The 16,493-nt window shown below is 70.8% G+C and carries 12 protein-coding genes; 6 read left to right on the forward strand and 6 right to left on the reverse strand.

What is annotated here, in order from left to right; genetic code table 11:
- Position 1: 1 nt before the first annotated feature.
- The 5 genes from QQM67_RS07625 to QQM67_RS07645 all read right to left on the reverse strand — a co-directional run bounded on the left by QQM67_RS07625 (position 2) and on the right by QQM67_RS07645 (position 6,531).
- Positions 2-931: a branched-chain amino acid ABC transporter permease gene (locus QQM67_RS07625; protein WP_314172823.1), complete on the reverse strand. Its 930-nt coding sequence runs from the start codon at positions 929-931 to the stop codon at positions 2-4.
- Between the two features lie 102 nt (positions 932-1,033).
- On the reverse strand, positions 1,034-2,272 hold the full coding sequence (locus QQM67_RS07630) for a branched-chain amino acid ABC transporter substrate-binding protein (RefSeq protein ID WP_314172824.1): 1,239 nt from the start codon (positions 2,270-2,272) through the stop codon (positions 1,034-1,036).
- A gap of 286 nt (positions 2,273-2,558) precedes the next feature.
- The gene (locus tag QQM67_RS07635; RefSeq protein ID WP_314172825.1) at positions 2,559-3,236 is read right to left on the reverse strand and encodes a hypothetical protein; all 678 of its coding nucleotides are present in this window, start codon (positions 3,234-3,236) and stop codon (positions 2,559-2,561) included.
- 406 nt (positions 3,237-3,642) lie between these two features.
- A complete protein-coding gene (locus tag QQM67_RS07640) occupies positions 3,643-4,137 on the reverse strand; it encodes a PaaI family thioesterase (protein WP_314172826.1) in 495 nt (164 codons plus the stop codon).
- Between the two features lie 105 nt (positions 4,138-4,242).
- Positions 4,243-6,531 (reverse strand): FdhF/YdeP family oxidoreductase, encoded by a 2,289-nt coding sequence (locus tag QQM67_RS07645; protein WP_314172827.1) that lies wholly within the window; start codon positions 6,529-6,531, stop codon positions 4,243-4,245.
- A gap of 188 nt (positions 6,532-6,719) precedes the next feature.
- Between QQM67_RS07645 and polA the strand changes: the two genes are divergently transcribed.
- Both polA and QQM67_RS07655 read left to right on the forward strand, forming a co-directional pair.
- Positions 6,720-9,377 (forward strand): DNA polymerase I, encoded by a 2,658-nt coding sequence (gene polA / locus QQM67_RS07650; protein WP_314173032.1) that lies wholly within the window; start codon positions 6,720-6,722, stop codon positions 9,375-9,377.
- Between the two features lie 162 nt (positions 9,378-9,539).
- Positions 9,540-11,090, forward strand: coding sequence for a lytic transglycosylase domain-containing protein (locus tag QQM67_RS07655; protein ID WP_314172828.1), 1,551 nt, complete (start codon positions 9,540-9,542; stop codon positions 11,088-11,090).
- An 87-nt stretch (positions 11,091-11,177) separates the two neighbouring features.
- On the opposite strand, the gene QQM67_RS07660 is transcribed toward QQM67_RS07655, so the two are convergent.
- Positions 11,178-12,035 carry a class I SAM-dependent methyltransferase gene (locus QQM67_RS07660; protein WP_314173033.1) on the reverse strand — a complete coding sequence of 286 codons (858 nt, stop codon included), beginning with the start codon at positions 12,033-12,035 and terminating at the stop codon, positions 11,178-11,180.
- Positions 12,036-12,395: 360 nt separating this feature from the next.
- Between QQM67_RS07660 and rpsA the strand changes: the two genes are divergently transcribed.
- The 4 genes from rpsA (at position 12,396) to QQM67_RS07680 (ending at position 16,398) form a co-directional block, all read left to right on the forward strand.
- Entirely contained in the window at positions 12,396-13,940 is a 1,545-nt protein-coding gene (rpsA, locus tag QQM67_RS07665; RefSeq protein WP_314172829.1) for a 30S ribosomal protein S1, read from the forward strand.
- Positions 13,941-14,185: 245 nt separating this feature from the next.
- Entirely contained in the window at positions 14,186-15,178 is a 993-nt protein-coding gene (locus tag QQM67_RS07670) for a proteasome assembly chaperone family protein (RefSeq protein WP_399065671.1), read from the forward strand.
- A gap of 61 nt (positions 15,179-15,239) precedes the next feature.
- Positions 15,240-15,875, forward strand: a complete 636-nt coding sequence (gene coaE, locus QQM67_RS07675) for a dephospho-CoA kinase (RefSeq protein WP_314172831.1) — start codon at positions 15,240-15,242, stop codon at positions 15,873-15,875.
- Positions 15,876-16,023: 148 nt separating this feature from the next.
- Entirely contained in the window at positions 16,024-16,398 is a 375-nt protein-coding gene (locus tag QQM67_RS07680; protein ID WP_314172832.1) for a tetratricopeptide repeat protein, read from the forward strand.
- Positions 16,399-16,493: the final 95 nt, after the last annotated feature.

Raw genomic sequence — 16,493 nt, forward strand, 5'->3', positions numbered from 1 at the left:
ATCACGCCCTGTCCGCGATGCGTTCGCCGAGCAGGCCTTGTGGTCGTACGAGGAGCACGAGGATCAGCAGCACGAACGCCCATACGTTCTTCCAGGCGCCGCCGCCGAAGAGTTCCATGCCGGGGATGTTCTCGATGTACGCGGTGGCCAGTGATTCGGCGAGGCCGAGGACGATGCCGCCGACCATGGCTCCGTAGATGTTGCCGATGCCGCCGAGCACGGCCGCGGTGAAGGCCTTGAGTCCGAGGATGAAGCCGATCTTGAAGTCGATCTGGCCGTACTTGAGGCCGTAGGCGATGGCGGCGACCCCGCCGAACGCGGCGCCGATGGCGAACGCGGTGACGATGATGCGGTCGGTGTTGATGCCCATCAGCTTGGCGGTGTCGGGGTCCTGCGAGGTGGCCTGCATGGCGCGGCCGGTGCGGGTCTTGGCGACGAAGAAGCCGAGGGCGATCATGCAGATCGGTGCCGCTATCAGCAGGAAGAGTTCACCGCGCTGGATGTTGGCGCCCAGGAAGCCGACGGAGTCGCCGGGGAACTGGGGGAAGCTGCGGGCCTTCTTGGCGTCCGGGTAGAAGCTCCAGATCAGCTGCTGGAGCATGATCGACAGGCCGATCGCGGTGATGAGCGGGGCGAGCCGGGGTGCGTTGCGCAGCGGCCGGTAGGCGAAGCGTTCCGCCCCGATGCCGACGAGCACGGACACTGCCACCGCCATCAGGAGCATCAGCGGCAGGGCGAACATGAGCGAGGTGCCCTTCGGGAGCATCAGCCATGCGGTGAGGCCGCCGAAGGCCCCGATCATGACGATCTCGCCGTGGGCGAAGTTGATGAGCTGGACTATGCCGTAGACCATCGTGTAGCCGATCGCGATGAGGCCGTACATCGCGCCGAGGATGAGTCCACTGGCCAGTTGCTGCGGCAGGTCGTTCACCGCGGGGCCTCCGTGGGGTGTCTGGATACAGCCGCGGGGGGGGGGGGGGGGGGGCCCCCCCCCGCGGCGTAGTTGGGCTTACGGAACGGGCGGTTGCCCGGCTCAGTCCTGGAAGGTGCCGGTCTTGACGGGCTTGTGCTCGCCCTTCTTGACCTCGTACAGCGAGAGCTGCTTGTTGGTGGTGTCGCCGTACTTGTCGAAGCCGACCTTGCCGCTGACGCCGTCGAACTTGACGCCCTGCATGGCCTCGACGACCTTTTCGCGGGTCTCGTTCATGTCCTCGGGCAGCTTGCCGTCGTTGTCCTCGGCCACGGCCTTGACGGCCTGGATGATGGCCCAGGTGGAGTCGTAGGCGTAGCCGCCGTACGCCTCGTAGGGCAGCTTGTAGCCCTCGGCCTTGTAGTTCTTCACGAACTCCTTGGCGCTGTCGAGGGTCTCCAGGGGCGCGCCCACGGAGGAGGCGATGTCGCCCTCGGAGTTCTTCTTGGCCAGCTTGATGTACTCGGCGCTGAAGAGGGCGTCGCCGCCGACGACGGGGCCCTTGAGGCCGGCCTGCTTGGACTGGTCGGCGAGCGGTGCGCCGGCCGGGTACTCGCCGCCGTAGTAGACGAAGTCGGGCTTGGCCTTGGCGACCTTGTTGGCCACCGCGGTGAAGTCCTTCTCCTTCGGGTCGACGTGGTCGGTGCCGACCACCTTGCCGCCGAGGTCTTCGAACTCCGTCTTGAAGGTGCCGGCGAGGCCCTTGCCGTAGGTCTTCTTGTCGTCGATGACGAAGACCTTCTTGAGCTTCTTCTCGTTGTACATGTACTGCGCCGCGTACGGGCCCTGGATGGCGTCCGTGGTGCAGATGCGGAAGTACGTCTCGAAGGGGCGCTCCTTCTTGCCGGAGCGCCAGGCGGTGCCCTGCGTCAGCTCGGGCGCGGTGTTGGCGGGCGAGACCTCGACCATCTTCGCCTTGTCGAAGACCTTCTGCATGGACTGGCCGACGTTGGAGTTGAGGGGGCCGACGGCGCCGACAACCTTGTCGTCCGCGACGAACTTGTTGGCGTTCTGCTGCCCGGCGGACGGCTGCGCGGCGTCGTCCTGCGGGTCCAGCTTGAACTTGACGCCCTCGACGGTCTTTTCCTTGTTGGCCGTCTTGACCGCGAGTTCCGCGGAGTTCTTGATGCCCTGGCCGAGCGCGGAGAGATCACCTGTGAGCGGGGCGTCGAGACCGATTGTCACGGTCTTCTCCCCGCCGCTCTTGCCGCTGTCCTCGCCGCGTGAGCCGCACGCCGACAGCGTGAGTGATCCCGCGGCGACCGCGGCGGTGGTGATGATGAGCAATGAACGGTGGCGCACGATCAGTCCTTTCCCCTGGCGCGGCCTTCGGAGATGAAGGGCCGTGTCGCGCGCCGGGCACCCTGAGCGTGGAACGGATCAGGGTTCTCACTGCACACCCGGCTGCGCGGTGACTGGCGGTGACTCTATGGCCGTGGGAACGAGTCGCCCAGAGGGCCAGGCAAAGGTGTGACGTTCTTGTTATTGAGTCCGGTCACGGTGGGTCCGCACGGGCTCGCTGTCGGAGATGTGGCGTGTGACGCGCGTGTAGCGGACACGTTTCGGGAGCACGAAGCAGCAGATCGGTTCAGGGTTCGGGTGGGCCGGCCGGGGCGTCGGGCCGGCACAGCGTCCGGAATGCGAGCGTGAGCGCGTCGGCATAGCGCTTGCCTGGGATGACGCTCAACTCCTGACGTGCACGGTCGTTGCGCAGCGTGACGTTCAGGAAGGGTGAGCGGGCACGGAGCGGCGCGCGGTCACAGTTGGTGACCTTCGCGGTCAGGGTGAGTGTCCGGGTACGGCCGGGTTCGACGGGTACGGGCGGCCGCCCCACGAGCCGCAGATCGACGGCCTCGTAGCCCTGGTCGACGTCGAGGACGCTGAGCGGCGAGGTGGACCGCGCCTCCAGCTCGATGGTGAAGGTGCGGCGGGCCCGGTCGGCGACGGCGAGGCGGTCGAAGGTGATGCGGGCGGTCTGCGCGGGGTAGGGCATGCGCCGGGCCGCCGCGGAGGGCAGGGCCGAGTCCGGTTCGGGCCCGGGCTGCTGCTGCGTCTGCCACCAGGGGCCGTGCGGCTGCGAGGCGACGGCGTACCCGCCGGCTCCGAGCACCGCGAGGCACACGGCGACGGCGGCCGTGCGGCGCGTGCGGACGGGCAGCCCGTACCAGCGGTCGGCGACGCCGCGGCTCTCCCGCCCCGAGGACAGCAGATCGCCTCGCGGGTCCGGTCCCGGCCCCGGCATCAGCTCCCGTACGGGCGCGCGCATCAGCTCCGGTACGGGGCCCTGCCATGGGCTCTGCGCGTACGGCGGTCCCTGTCCGTACCGCGGCCCTTGCCCGTAGGGCGATCCCTGCTCGTACGGCGACGCCTGCTCGTACGGCGATCCCTGTGACTGCCACGGGTCCTGCCACGCGCGTCGCCATGGCGCCGGACCCGGCCCCGGACCCGGCCCCGTACCCCGGCCCGGCATGGGCGCGCGGCCCGGCGCGGACCCCGGTCCCGGTCGCGGCACGGGACCCGGCCCCGGCTGCGGGCCCTGCTGCGGCCCTTGCCCGGGCCCCTGTTGCGGCGGCGGCCCGGATCGTGACGGGCCACGGAAGCGGCCACCGGGTCTTCGCGGACCGTCCGAGGCCCCGCCCCGTCTGCGTCCTGTGCCTCCCATGTGCGGGAAGCTAGCGGCCTTCCGGCGGTGTGGCCAGGGTGTCGGCATCGGGGGAGGCGTCACGCAGCAGACACGTCAGCCGGGCCGTGCACACGCGCCTGCCGTCCTCACCGGTGACGACGGTCTCGTACGTCGCCGTGGAGCGTCCCAGGTGCACGGGCGTGGCCGTCCCCGTGATGAGACCGGAGCGGACGCCGCGGTGGTGCGTGCAGTTGAGGTCGACGCCCACGGCGATCCCGCCGGGCCCGCGGTGCAGCATCGCGCCGACCGAGCCGAGAGTCTCGGCCAGCACCGCGGAGGCGCCGCCGTGGAGCAGCCCGTACGGCTGCGTGTTGCCCTCGACGGGCAGCGTGCCGGTGACCTTCTCGGGCGAGGCGTAGAGGATGCGCAGGTCCATGCGTTCGCCGAGGTGCCCGGCGGAGAAGAGGCCGGGCAGGTCCAGCCCGAGGCCGGCCCACTGGTCGAGGATCTCCTGCGGGAACGTGGTCCTGGTGTGCTCGCCCATCGGCAGCGGCTCCGATCACCCTGGTCGCTCGTCGGACCGGCCCCCGGCGGGCCCGACGACGGTCGGCTTGTCCGGCACCGTCCTATCAGGTCGCTGAGCGTGCGCTTATGCCGAAGTGATGCGGATCACCAGTGACTTGCTCGCCGGGGTGTTGCTGGTGTCGGCGGTGGCGTCCAGCGGCACGAGGACGTTCGTCTCGGGAAAGTAGGCCGCCGCGCAGCCGCGGGCCGTGGGGTAGTGCACGACGCGGAAGCCCTCGGCGGTGCGGGTGCTGCCGTCCGTCCACTCGCTCGTCAGGTCGGCGTACGAGCCGTCGTCGAGGCCCAGTTCCGCCGCGTCGTCCGGGTTGACGAGGACGACGCGGCGCCCGTTCCTGATGCCCCGGTAGCGGTCGTCGAGGCCGTAGACGGTGGTGTTGTACTGGTCGTGCGAGCGGAGGGTCTGGAGCAGCAGCCGCCCTTCCGGGACGCGGGGCCAGCTGAGCGGCGCGGCGGTGAAGTTGGCCTTGCCGGTCGCGGTGGGGAAGCGCCGCTCGTCGCGCGGCGCGTGCGGGAGCGTGAAGCCCGCGCCGTCCGCGACGCGTTCGTTGAAGTCCTCGAATCCCGGGACGACGCGGGCGATGCGGTCCCTGATCGTGGCGTAGTCCTTCTCGAAGTCCTCCCACGGCGTGAGCGAGTCGGTCCCCAGGACGCGGCGGGCGAGGCGCGCGACGATCGCCGGCTCGGAGAGCAGATGGGGGCTCGCCGGGTCCAGCCGTCCGCGGGAGGCGTGCACCATCCCCATCGAGTCCTCCACCGTCACGAACTGCTCGCCGCCGCCCTGGAGATCGCGCTCCGTGCGGCCGAGGCACGGCAGGATCAGCGCGCGTGCGCCGGTGACGCAGTGCGAGCGGTTGAGCTTCGTGGAGACGTGGACGGTGAGCCGGGCGCGGCGCATCGCGTCCTCGGTCACGGCGGTGTCGGGGGAGGCGGCGACGAAGTTGCCCCCCATGGCGAAGAAGACCTTGGCGCGGCCGTCGCGGAGCGCCTGGATCGACCGCACGACGTCCAGTCCGTGTGTACGGGGGGCGGTAATGCCGAACTCCCGCTCCAGCGCCCGAAGGAAGTCCGGCGAGGGCCGCTCGGTGATGCCCATCGTGCGGTCGCCCTGCACGTTGCTGTGGCCGCGCACGGGGCACACGCCCCCTGCTCCGGCGGAGGTGCCGTCGTCGGGGCGGCCCACGTTCCCGCGCAGCAGCAGGAAGTTGACGACCTCGCGGATCGTGGGCACCGAGTGCTTGTGCTGGGTGAGGCCCATCGCCCAGCACACGATGGTGTTCCGGGAGGCCAGCACCATCTCCAGGGCCTGCTCGATCTCGTCCCGCCGTAGCCCGGTGGCCTCCAGCACGGCGTTCCAGTCGGTGCCCAGGGCGGCCTCGGCGAACTCCTCGTACCCGTGGGTGTGCCGGGTGGTGAACTCCTCGTCGACGCCGCCCCGTTCGATGATCAGGCGGCTCAGCGCACGGAAGAGGGCCTGGTCGCCGCCGAGGCGGATCTGGAGGAAGAGATCGGTCAGCGCGGTGCCGGAACCGGCCAGGCCGCGTGCCGTCTGCGGATTCCTGAACCGCGTCATGCCCGCCTCCGGCAGCGGGTTGACGGTGATGATCCTCGCTCCGGCGGCCTTGGCCTTCTCCAGCGCGGTGAGCATCCGCGGATGGTTGGTGCCCGGGTTCTGCCCGGCGACGATGATCAGATCCGCCCGGTGCAGATCCTCCAGCAGCACGCTGCCCTTGCCGACGCCGAGGGTCTCCGTCAGCGCGTCGCCGGAGGACTCGTGGCACATGTTGGAGCAGTCGGGCAGGTTGTTCGTGCCGAACTCGCGGGCGAAGAGCTGGTAGAGGAAGGCCGCTTCGTTGCTGGTGCGTCCCGAGGTGTAGAAGAGCGCCTCGTCCGGGGAGCCGAGCGCGTCCAGCTCCTCCGCGACGATGTCGAAGGCGCGCTCCCAGGGCACCGGCTCGTACGAGTCGGCTCCCTCCGCCAGATACATCGGCTGCGTGAGCCTGCCCTGCTGCCCCAGCCAGTAGCCGGAGCGCCGGGCCAGGTCGGCCACCGGGTGCGCCGCGAAGAAGTCGGGCGTGACGCGGCGCAGCGTCGCCTCCTCGGCGACGGCCTTCGCGCCGTTCTCGCAGAACTCGGCCGTGTGCCGCTTGTCCTCCTCGGGCCACGCGCAGCCGGGGCAGTCGAAGCCGTCCTTCTGGTTGACGCGCAGCAGCGTGAGCGCCGTCCGGCGCACGCCCATCTGCTCCTGCGCGGTGCGCAGCGAGCGCGTCACCGCCCTCGTACCGGCGGCGGAATCCAGCGGGGCGGAGACGTCCGGAGCGTCCTGGACGGGGTCCTCGACCGGGGGTTTTCGCATACGGCGATGGTGCCACGCGCCGTTACGGCGGGTGCGACCCGGCCGCGCCGAGTGCCCGTGCCGAGTGCCCGCGCTGCGCGCTCACGCGTGCTCACCGCGGGCGTGGGAGCCGGTTGTCGGTGGGCCGTGGGAGGATCGGGAACGTGACTGAGAAGGCATCGAAGAAGACCGCACCGCGCCTGCTCCTGATGGACGGGCACTCGCTCGCCTACCGGGCGTTCTACGCACTGCCCGCGGAGAACTTCTCCACCACCACGGGCCAGACGACCAACGCGATCTACGGCTTCACCTCGATGCTGTCCAACACTCTGCGTGACGAGGAGCCGACGCACTTCGCGGTCGCCTTCGACGTCTCCCGCAAGACCTGGCGCTCCGCGGAGTTCGCGGACTACAAGGCGAACCGCTCCAAGGCGCCGGACGAGTTCAAGGGCCAGGTGGAGCTGATCGGCGAGCTGCTCGACGCGATGCGGGTGCGCCGCTTCGCCGTGGAGGGCTTCGAGGCGGACGACGTCATCGCCACCCTCACCACGCAGGCGGTGGCCGAGGGCTTCAAGGTCTCCATCGTCACCGGCGACCGCGACGCCCTTCAGCTCGTCAGCGACGACGTCACGGTGCTCTATCCGACGAAGGGCGTCTCCGAGTTGACGCGCTTCACCCCCGAGAAGGTCTTCGAGAAGTACGGGCTGACGCCCGCGCAGTATCCGGACTTCGCGGCGCTGCGCGGCGACCCGTCCGACAACCTCCCGGGCATCCCCGGCGTCGGTGAGAAGACGGCCACGAAGTGGATCAGCCAGTTCGGCTCCTTCGCCGAACTGGCAAGCCGCGCCGACGAGGTGAAGGGCAAGGCCGGCGAGAAGCTGCGCGAGCACCTGGAGTCGGTCACGCTCAACCGGCATCTCACCGAGCTCGTCCGCGACGTCGAACTCAGCTGCGGCCCGGGTGACTTGGAGCGCGTGGCCTACGACCGCGACACGCTGAACGTGGTGCTGGACGCCCTGGAGTTCCGCCATCAGAACTTCCGGGAGCGGCTGTTCGCCGTCGATCCCGGCGCTCAGGAGGAAGAGGCCGCACCGGCGGCGGACGGCGTGGAGATCGACGGCACCGTGCTCGCCGCCGGGGAGCTGGTGGCGTGGCTGGACGAGCACTCCGCGGCGCCCCTCGGCCTGGCCACGGTCGACGTGTGGAAGCTGGGCTCCGGCAGTGTCAGCGAGATCGCCCTCGCCACGCCCACCGGGCCCGCGGCCTGGTTCGATCCGGCGCAGCTGGACGAGGCGGAGGAGCAGGCCTTCTCCGCCTGGATCGCAGACGAGGCCCGTCCCAAGGTCGTCCACGACGCCAAGGCGATCATGCGGGTCTTCGCCGAGCACGGCTGGAGCGTCGCGGGCGTCACGATGGACACCGCGCTCGCCGCGTATCTCGACAAGCCGGGCCGCCGCTCCTTCGACATGGACGCACTGTCGGTGGAGTATCTCGGCCGCGAGCTCGGCCCGGCCGACGCCGGCGGCGGGCAGCTCGCCTTCGGCGTCGACGAACAGGCCGAGGCGCAGGCGCTGATGGTCAAGGCCCGCACGATCCTCGACCTCGGCGAGGTCTTCGAGGACAGGCTCGCCCAGGTCGGCGCGGCCGATCTGCTGCGCGAGGTGGAGCTGCCCACCTCGGCGGTCCTGGCGAGGATGGAGCGCTCCGGCATCTGCGCGGACCGCGAGTGGCTGACGAGCCTGGAGCAGCAGTTCGCGGACGCCGCCCAGCAGGCGGTGAAGGACGCACACGCCGCCGTCGGGCACGAGTTCAACCTCGGCTCGCCCAAGCAGCTCCAGGAGGTGCTCTTCAGCGAGCTGGGCCTGCCCAAGACGAAGAAGACGAAGACGGGCTGGACGACGGACGCCGACGCGCTGGCGTGGCTCGCGGGACAGACCGAGCACGAACTGCCGGTGCTGATGCTGCGCTACCGCGAACAGCAGAAGCTGCGCACCACCGTCGAGGGCCTGATCAAGACCATCGCCCCCGACGGCCGCATCCACACCAGCTTCAGCCAGACCGTCGCCGCCACCGGCCGCCTCTCCTCCACCGACCCCAACTTGCAGAACGTGCCCATCCGTACGGACGAGGGCCGCGCCATCCGCCGCGCCTTCCGCGTCGGCGAGGGCTACGAGAGCCTGATGACCGCGGACTACAGCCAGATCGAACTGCGCGTCATGGCCCACATGTCCGACGACGAGAAGCTCATCGAGGCCATCACCTCCGGGGAGAACCTGCACACGACCGTCGCCTCCCAGGTCTTCGACGTCACCGAGGACCAGGTCGACGCGGAGATGCGCCGCAAGATCAAGGCCATGTCTTACGGCCTGGCGTACGGGCTGTCGGCCTTCGGCCTCTCCCAGCAGCTCGGCATCACGCCGGACGAGGCCCGCACGCTGATGGACGACTACTTCGAGCGGTTCGGCGGGGTGCGCGACTATCTCCACCGCGCCGTCTCCGAGGCCCGCGCCACCGGCTACACCGAGACCATCATGGGCCGGCGTCGCTATCTGCCGGACCTCAACAGCGACAACCGCCAACGCCGCGACATGGCCGAGCGGATGGCGCTCAACGCGCCGATCCAGGGCACCGCGGCGGACATCGTCAAGATGGCGATGCTCCGCGTCGACGGAGCGCTGCGCAAGGAGAAGCTCGCCTCCCGGATGCTGCTCCAGGTGCACGACGAGATCGTGCTGGAGGTCGCCCCCGGCGAACGCGACGCCGTCGAGGAGCTGGTGTGCCGCGAGATGGCCGGCGCCGTCCAACTGCGCGCCCCGCTCGATGTGTCGGTCGGCGTCGGCGACGACTGGGAATCGGCGGCCCACTGACCCCTCCCGGCCGGCCCCCGCGGGAATGCCCCCGACCCGCAGACGCGGAGGGGCAGTTGCCGTAGTGTCGCCGTGTTGGCGACCGTTGGGCAGAAGCAGGGGGTCCGGCACATGGCGCGGTATCGCGGATTTCGCGGCGGGGGGCGAACGATCCGCCGCGGAGTGACAGGCACGGCGATAGCCGCGGCGACGATGGCGGCGCTCACCGCCTCGCAGGCTCCGGGCGCGGAAGTGGATCACCGCGTCGACGGGCCCGGCAAGGAGCGCGCGGACGACGCCCAGGCCGACCCGCCCGGCGACGACTCGTACCACACCGAGCTGCCGCCCCTGGAATCCCCCGCGCCGCCCCGCAGTTCGCCCATCACCCCCTCGGAGTCCGGCATTCCGGCGTCGGTGCTCGCCGCGTACAAGAAGGCCGCACGCTCCCTCGGCGCCTCCGATCCGGCCTGCGGTCTGCGCTGGGAACTCCTCGCCGCCATCGGCAAGGTCGAGTCCGGCCAGGCCCGCGGCGGAGCCGTCGACAAGGCGGGCACCACCCTCAAGCCGATCCTGGGCCCCGTGCTGAACGGCTCGGGCTTCGCCCGCATCAACGACACCGACGGCGGGCGTCTCGACGGAGACCGGCGCTTCGACCGCGCGGTCGGCCCGATGCAGTTCATACCCTCGACATGGCACCGCTGGGGCGTCGACGGCAACGGCGACGGCAGCCGCGACCCCGCCAACGTCCACGACGCCGCGCTGGCCGCCGCCGGCTATCTCTGCGCGGGCGAGCGGGACTTGAGGGCCAAGAGCGGTCTGCACCGCGCGGTCCTCAGCTACAACGACTCGCGCGCCTACCTGCGCACCGTGCTGGCCTGGTACGAGTTCTACCGCAAGGGCACACACAAGGTCCCCGACGGCACCGGATCGCTGCCCGACTCACCGGGCGCCGGCGCGGGCCGCGGCGGCAAGGGCAAGGACGCGCCGGGCCGAGGCCACGGCTCCCACAAGCCCGGCAAGGGCGACGGCGGAGACCACTCGCCCGCCCCCAAGCCCGGCACTCCGGCGGACATCAAGCCCGTACTCGCCGGCCCGCTCTCCGCCTACACGGGCGGGACCTTCGAGCAGCGCCCCCGCATACGCGTGGCCGACAGCGCCGGCAAGGCCGTCGACGGCGTCCGCGTCAAGTACACGATCAAGGGCCGCACCGGCGCCCGCTTCCCCGGCAGTGCCACCGAGGCCACGGCCACCACCGGCCGCGACGGCATCGCCTCCGCACCCGTCATCAGCGCGGGCAAGCAGGCAGGCGAGTTCACGGTCACCGCCACCGCCGTGGGCCGCGACCTGCGTGCGGCGACGATGAGCGCCACCGTCTCCCCGAAGTACACCTTCGCCCGGGACCCCGGCGGGCCGCTGAAGGCCCCGGCGGACTCGGAGTTCGACGACATCGAGGTCAAGCTCGCGCACAAGAAGGAGGCCGCCGCGGGCGTGCCGGTGACCGCCACCATGATCGACAAGGACGGCGAGGAGAACACCAAGGGCCCCTACTTCAAGGACCTGTTGGGCAACGAGGTCCGCTCCCGCACCGAGTCCACCGGCGGGCTGCTCGGCGAGAAGGGAGTGCTGAAGCTCCCGACGGTCCACACGGACGGCCACACCGGCACCTTCACCCTCCGCCTCACCACCGCGGACGGCTCCACGTACGACATCCCGCTCACGGTCACCAAGCCGTAGCCGTATAGCCCTTGCCGCAGTCGCAGCGGTACGAGCCGGCCCGGCGGCCCGCCGCCGGGCCGCTGTGCCGGACGGAGCATGCGGCGGCTAGCGCTCGTCGCGCTCGCACACGAAGATCGCCGTCCCGGGGATCAGCCGCCCCCGCAGCGGGGACCAGCCGCCCCACTCCTGCGTGTTCCAGTCGGGCCACTCCGGCTCGACGACGTCGAGCAGCCGGAACCCCGCACTCACCACGTCCCGCACCCGGTCGCCCATGGTGCGGTGGTGCTCGACGTAGACGGCGCGGCCGCGCTCGTCCTCCTCCACGTACGGCGTCCGGTCGAAGTAGGAGCTGAGCACCGTCAGCCCCTCCGGCCCCGGCTCGTCCGGAAGCGCCCAGCGCAGCGGATGCGTCACGGAGAAGACCCAGCGCCCGCCCGGCCTGAGCACGCGCCGCACCTCCCGCAGCACCCGCACCGGATCGGCCACGAAGGGCAGCGCGCCGAACGCGGAGCAGGCCATGTCGAACGCGCCGTCGGCGAACGGCAGCGCCCCGGCGTCCGCCTCCACCAGCGGAAAGCCGGCGCCTCCGCCGCGGCCGTCCCCGATGCGCAGCGCGTGCTGGAGCTGCCGGTGCGAGAGGTCCAGAGCGACGGGAAGGGCGCCCTGCGCCGCCAGCCAGCGTGAACATTGCGCGGCTCCGGAACCCACCTCCAGTACGCGCCGGTCACGCAGCGCCGAGGCCGGACCCAGCAGCCGGGCCTTCGCCTCGTCCAGGCCCTCCGGGCACCACACGAAGCGGGCGTCGCCGAGGAAGGCGCCGTGCTCGTCCTGGTAGTCGTCGGCGTTCCGGTCCCACCAGCCGCGGTTCGCGCTGCTGCTCTCTGCGTCCGTGGCCTGCCTGCGTACGGCTGCCGGCTCGGCCGGCTCCGCCGTGCCGTTCCCGCCGCGGTCGTCTTGGATCATCGGGGCCGCCGTCGTACTCTCACTCATAGCTTGTCGTTTGTGGGGGCTCTGGGCGCCGTTCAGTGGCTCAAGGTGCCTCGAGGGGTGCACGCTGTGACGGCCGCGCCGGTTATGGGACGTTCCACCCCAGCTGTGCTCTTTCGCGCATTGACCATGCCCAGCGGCCCCCGTATGCTACAAGTTGCGCTGCGGGCCTGCGTGCCTCGGACGGAGCAGGCCGCGCTCGCATCGGTGGTGTATCCCCTCGGGTTTGTGGCTCTCAAGGCTGTGTCCGGCTGGCTTGCATGCGCGGTGCGATAACGGGCTCTCGGCGTAGCAGGACCTACGACTTCATGTCCGTACCCGGAGACCCTTTCACACATGACGAGCAGCACCGAGACCACCGCCACCACTCCGCAGGTTGCGGTAAACGACATCGGTTCCGAGGAAGCCTTCCTCGCCGCGATCGACGAGACGATCAAGTACTTCAACGACGGCGACATCGTCGACGGCGTCATCGTGAAGGTCGACCGGGACGAGGTCCTGCTCGACATCGGTTACAAGACCGAAGGCGTCATCCCGTCCCGCGAACTGTCGATCAAGCACGACGTCGACCCCAACGAGGTCGTCGCCGTCGGTGACGAGATCGAAGCCCTTGTGCTCCAGAAGGAGGACAAGGAGGGGCGCCTGATCCTCTCGAAGAAGCGCGCTCAGTACGAGCGTGCCTGGGGCACCATCGAGAAGATCAAGGAAGAGGACGGCATCGTCACCGGCACCGTCATCGAGGTCGTCAAGGGCGGCCTCATCCTCGACATCGGCCTGCGGGGCTTCCTGCCGGCCTCCCTGGTCGAGATGCGCCGTGTCCGCGACCTTCAGCCGTACGTCGGCAAGGAGCTCGAAGCCAAGATCATCGAGCTCGACAAGAACCGGAACAACGTGGTTCTCTCCCGCCGTGCCTGGCTGGAGCAGACGCAGAGCGAGGTCCGCCAGACCTTCCTCACCACCCTCCAGAAGGGCCAGGTGCGCTCCGGCGTCGTCTCCTCCATCGTCAACTTCGGTGCCTTCGTCGACCTGGGCGGTGTGGACGGTCTGGTGCACGTCTCCGAGCTGTCCTGGAAGCACATCGACCACCCCTCCGAGGTCGTCGAGGTCGGCCAGGAGGTCACGGTCGAGGTCCTGGACGTCGACATGGACCGCGAGCGCGTCTCCCTGTCGCTGAAGGCGACGCAGGAAGACCCCTGGCAGCAGTTCGCCCGTACGCACCAGATCGGTCAGGTCGTGCCCGGCAAGGTCACGAAGCTGGTTCCGTTCGGCGCGTTCGTCCGCGTGGACGAGGGCATCGAGGGTCTGGTCCACATCTCCGAGCTGGCCGAGCGCCACGTGGAGATCCCGGAGCAGGTCGTCCAGGTCAACGACGAGATCTTCGTCAAGGTCATCGACATCGACCTGGAGCGCCGCCGCATCAGCCTCTCGCTGAAGCAGGCCAACGAGTCCTTCGGCGCCGACCCCACCACGGTCGACTTCGACCCGACGCTCTACGGCATGGCCGCGTCCTACGACGACCAGGGCAACTACATCTACCCCGAGGGCTTCGACCCCGAGGCCAACGACTGGCTGGAGGGGTACGAGAAGCAGCGCGAGGAGTGGGAGCGCCAGTACGCAGAGGCGCAGCAGCGCTTCGAGCAGCACCAGGCGCAGGTCATCAAGTCCCGCGAGGCCGACGAGCAGGCGGCGGCCGAGGGCGGCGGCTCCGGTGGCGGCGGCAGCGCCCAGCCGCAGCAGGGCGGCAACTCCGGCGGCGGCGGTGCCCAGGCCGGCGGGTCCGGCGGCTCGTACTCCTCGGAGACGAACGACGACTCCGGTGCCCTCGCCTCGGACGAGGCGCTGGCGGCGCTCCGCGAGAAGCTCGCGGGCGGCCAGAGCTGAGCTGACGCTTCGCCCGCTGAGGGCGGCGGCTGACAGCACGGAGAGCGGGGCCTGCTCCTTCGGGAGCGGGCCCCGCTTCTTCTGTGTGCGGCCTCCTCATCGCACCGGTTCCGCGCATCGGGCGCCCCGCCACCTGTGGGACTTGGCCCGCCGCAGGAATGCCCGGCCCCCTGCGCGCCGTTGTGCAGTATGAACGCGACTAGTTAGGGGCGCCAGCAGTGCTTGAACCGCACAGTGGGCAGAGCGTGTACACGTGGGACGAGACCGGGCTCGAAGCCGTCGACGCCGTCAACGGCGAGCCCGACAGCGCCGGTCTGGTGATGCTGTACCACTTCGAGGGCTACATGGACGCGGGGGAAGCGGGGGAGCAGATCGTCGAGCGTCTGAAGGACAGCCAGCCCTGCGTGACGGTCGCGCGCTTCGACGCCGACCGCCTCGTCGACTACCGCGCCCGCCGCCCCACGATGACCTTCCGCAGCGACCGCTGGGTCTCCTACGAGGCGCCGCAGCTCGATCTGTGCCTCGTGCGCGACGCGACCGGTGCGCCGTTCCTGCTGCTCTCCGGGCCCGAACCGGACGTGCAGTGGGAGGCGTTCACCGCGGCGGTCCGCGAGATCACCGAGCGGCTGGGCGTGCGGATGTCCGTCAACTTCCACGGCATCCCGATGGGGGTCCCGCACACCCGTCCGGTGGGCCTCACCCCGCACGGCACCCGTACGGATCTGATCCCCGGCCACCGGGGCCTCTTCGAAGAGGCCGAGATCCCGGGCAGCGCCGCGGGCCTCATCGAGCTGCGCCTCGCGGAGTCGGGGCACGACGTGCTCGGCGTCGTCGCGCACGTGCCGCACTACGTCGCGCGGTCCCCGTATCCGGACGCGGCCCTCGTCATCGTCGAGGCCATCACGTCCGCGACGGGGCTCGTGCTGCCGGACGTCGCGCACGCCCTGCGCACCGAGGCGCTCAAGACGCAGAACGAGATCGAGCGGCAGCTCGCCGAGGGCGACGACGATCTCGTCGCGGTGGTGCGGGGCCTGGAGCAGCAGTACGACGCCGTCGCCGGCGCCGAGACCCGGGGCAGCCTCGTCGCGGAGCCGAGCGAACTGCCCTCGGCCGACGAGCTCGGAGCGGTCTTCGAACGCTTCCTCGCCGAACGCGAAGGCGACGGCGGCGGGAGCGGCACGGGCGGCGAGAGTGGTGGCGGCGGCGCCGACGGGCCGGGCGGAGACCGCGCGAGCTGACCGGTCGGCCCGGCCCGGCCTGGCCGTGGCCGGACGGAGCGCACCGTATAGCGTGACCGTCATGCTGAAGGTCGGACTGACGGGCGGAATCGGAGCCGGAAAGAGCGAGGTCTCGCGGCTGCTCGACGAGTACGGCGCCCTGATCGTCGACGCCGACAAGATCGCGCGGGAGGTCGTGGAGCCCGGCACTCCGGGGCTGGCGGCCGTCGTCGCCGAGTTCGGCGAAGAAATCCTCGCACCGGACGGCAGCCTGGACCGCGCCAAGCTCGGGTCCATCGTCTTCGCCGACACGGAGCGGCTCGCGGCGCTGAACGCGATCGTCCATCCGCTCGTCGGCGAGCGCTCGGCCGAGCTGGAGCGTCAGGCGGAAGCGGCCGAGGCCGAACGGGCCGGAGCCGAGCGAGGCGGGGACGGTGGCGAGGTGATCGTCCACGACGTGCCCCTGCTCGCGGAGAACGGGCTCGCACCGCTCTACGACCTCGTCCTCGTCGTCGACGCCTCTCCGAAGACGCAGCTCGACCGGCTCGTGCGGCTGCGCGGCATGACGGAGGGGGAGGCCGCCGCCCGTATGGCGGCGCAGGCGACACGCGAGGAGCGGCTCGCGCTGGCCGACATCGTGATCGGCAACGACGGCCCGATGGAGGAGCTGGAGGGACGCGTGCGCGAGGTGTGGCAGGAGCTGCGCCGCCGGGCGTAAGGGGGCTCGCCGGGTCGTCACCGGTCCTAGTCCGCTCCGGTGGGAGCGGAGTGCCTGCGGTTGCGACTGGGAATAGCTACAGGGGATGAGGCGTTCCCGCGCCTGTGCCCCGTAACCGCACACCGGCACCGGTGAGGAGGCAGGCTCCGTGTCCGAGGCCACCCCAGAGACCCTGGTCATCGAGTTCCGCGCTGCCGAGCAGCTGCTCAATGCGCGCGACCCGCGTGGCGCGTTGAAGCTGCTCGACACGGTCATCGCGGCCCACCCGGAGAACACGGCGGCGCGGTTGCTGCGCGCCCGCGCATTCTTTCTCGGCGCCCAACTCCGCCCGGCGGAGATGGAGTTCCAGACGGTACTGGAGCGCGAGCCGGACAACGCGTTCGCGCACTTCGCACTCGCCCGTACGTTGCAGCGCGCCGACCGCAAGGACGAGGCGCGGCGCCACTTCCGGCTGGCCGCCGCCCTGGACCCGCGCCCCGACTTCGTCGAGGCCGCGGACTTCGACCCTCCGCGCTCGTCCTGACGGGCGCCGCCGCTAGGGTGTGCCCACCGCACGCCGTCCGCGACCGTCGCGGGCGGCGCCGTCAGCGCGGCGGTGGCAGCACAGGGGCAGGGGGA

Origin of the sequence: Streptomyces winkii, assembly GCF_032248595.1 — a bacterium.
GTDB lineage: Bacteria > Actinomycetota > Actinomycetes > Streptomycetales > Streptomycetaceae > Streptomyces > Streptomyces winkii.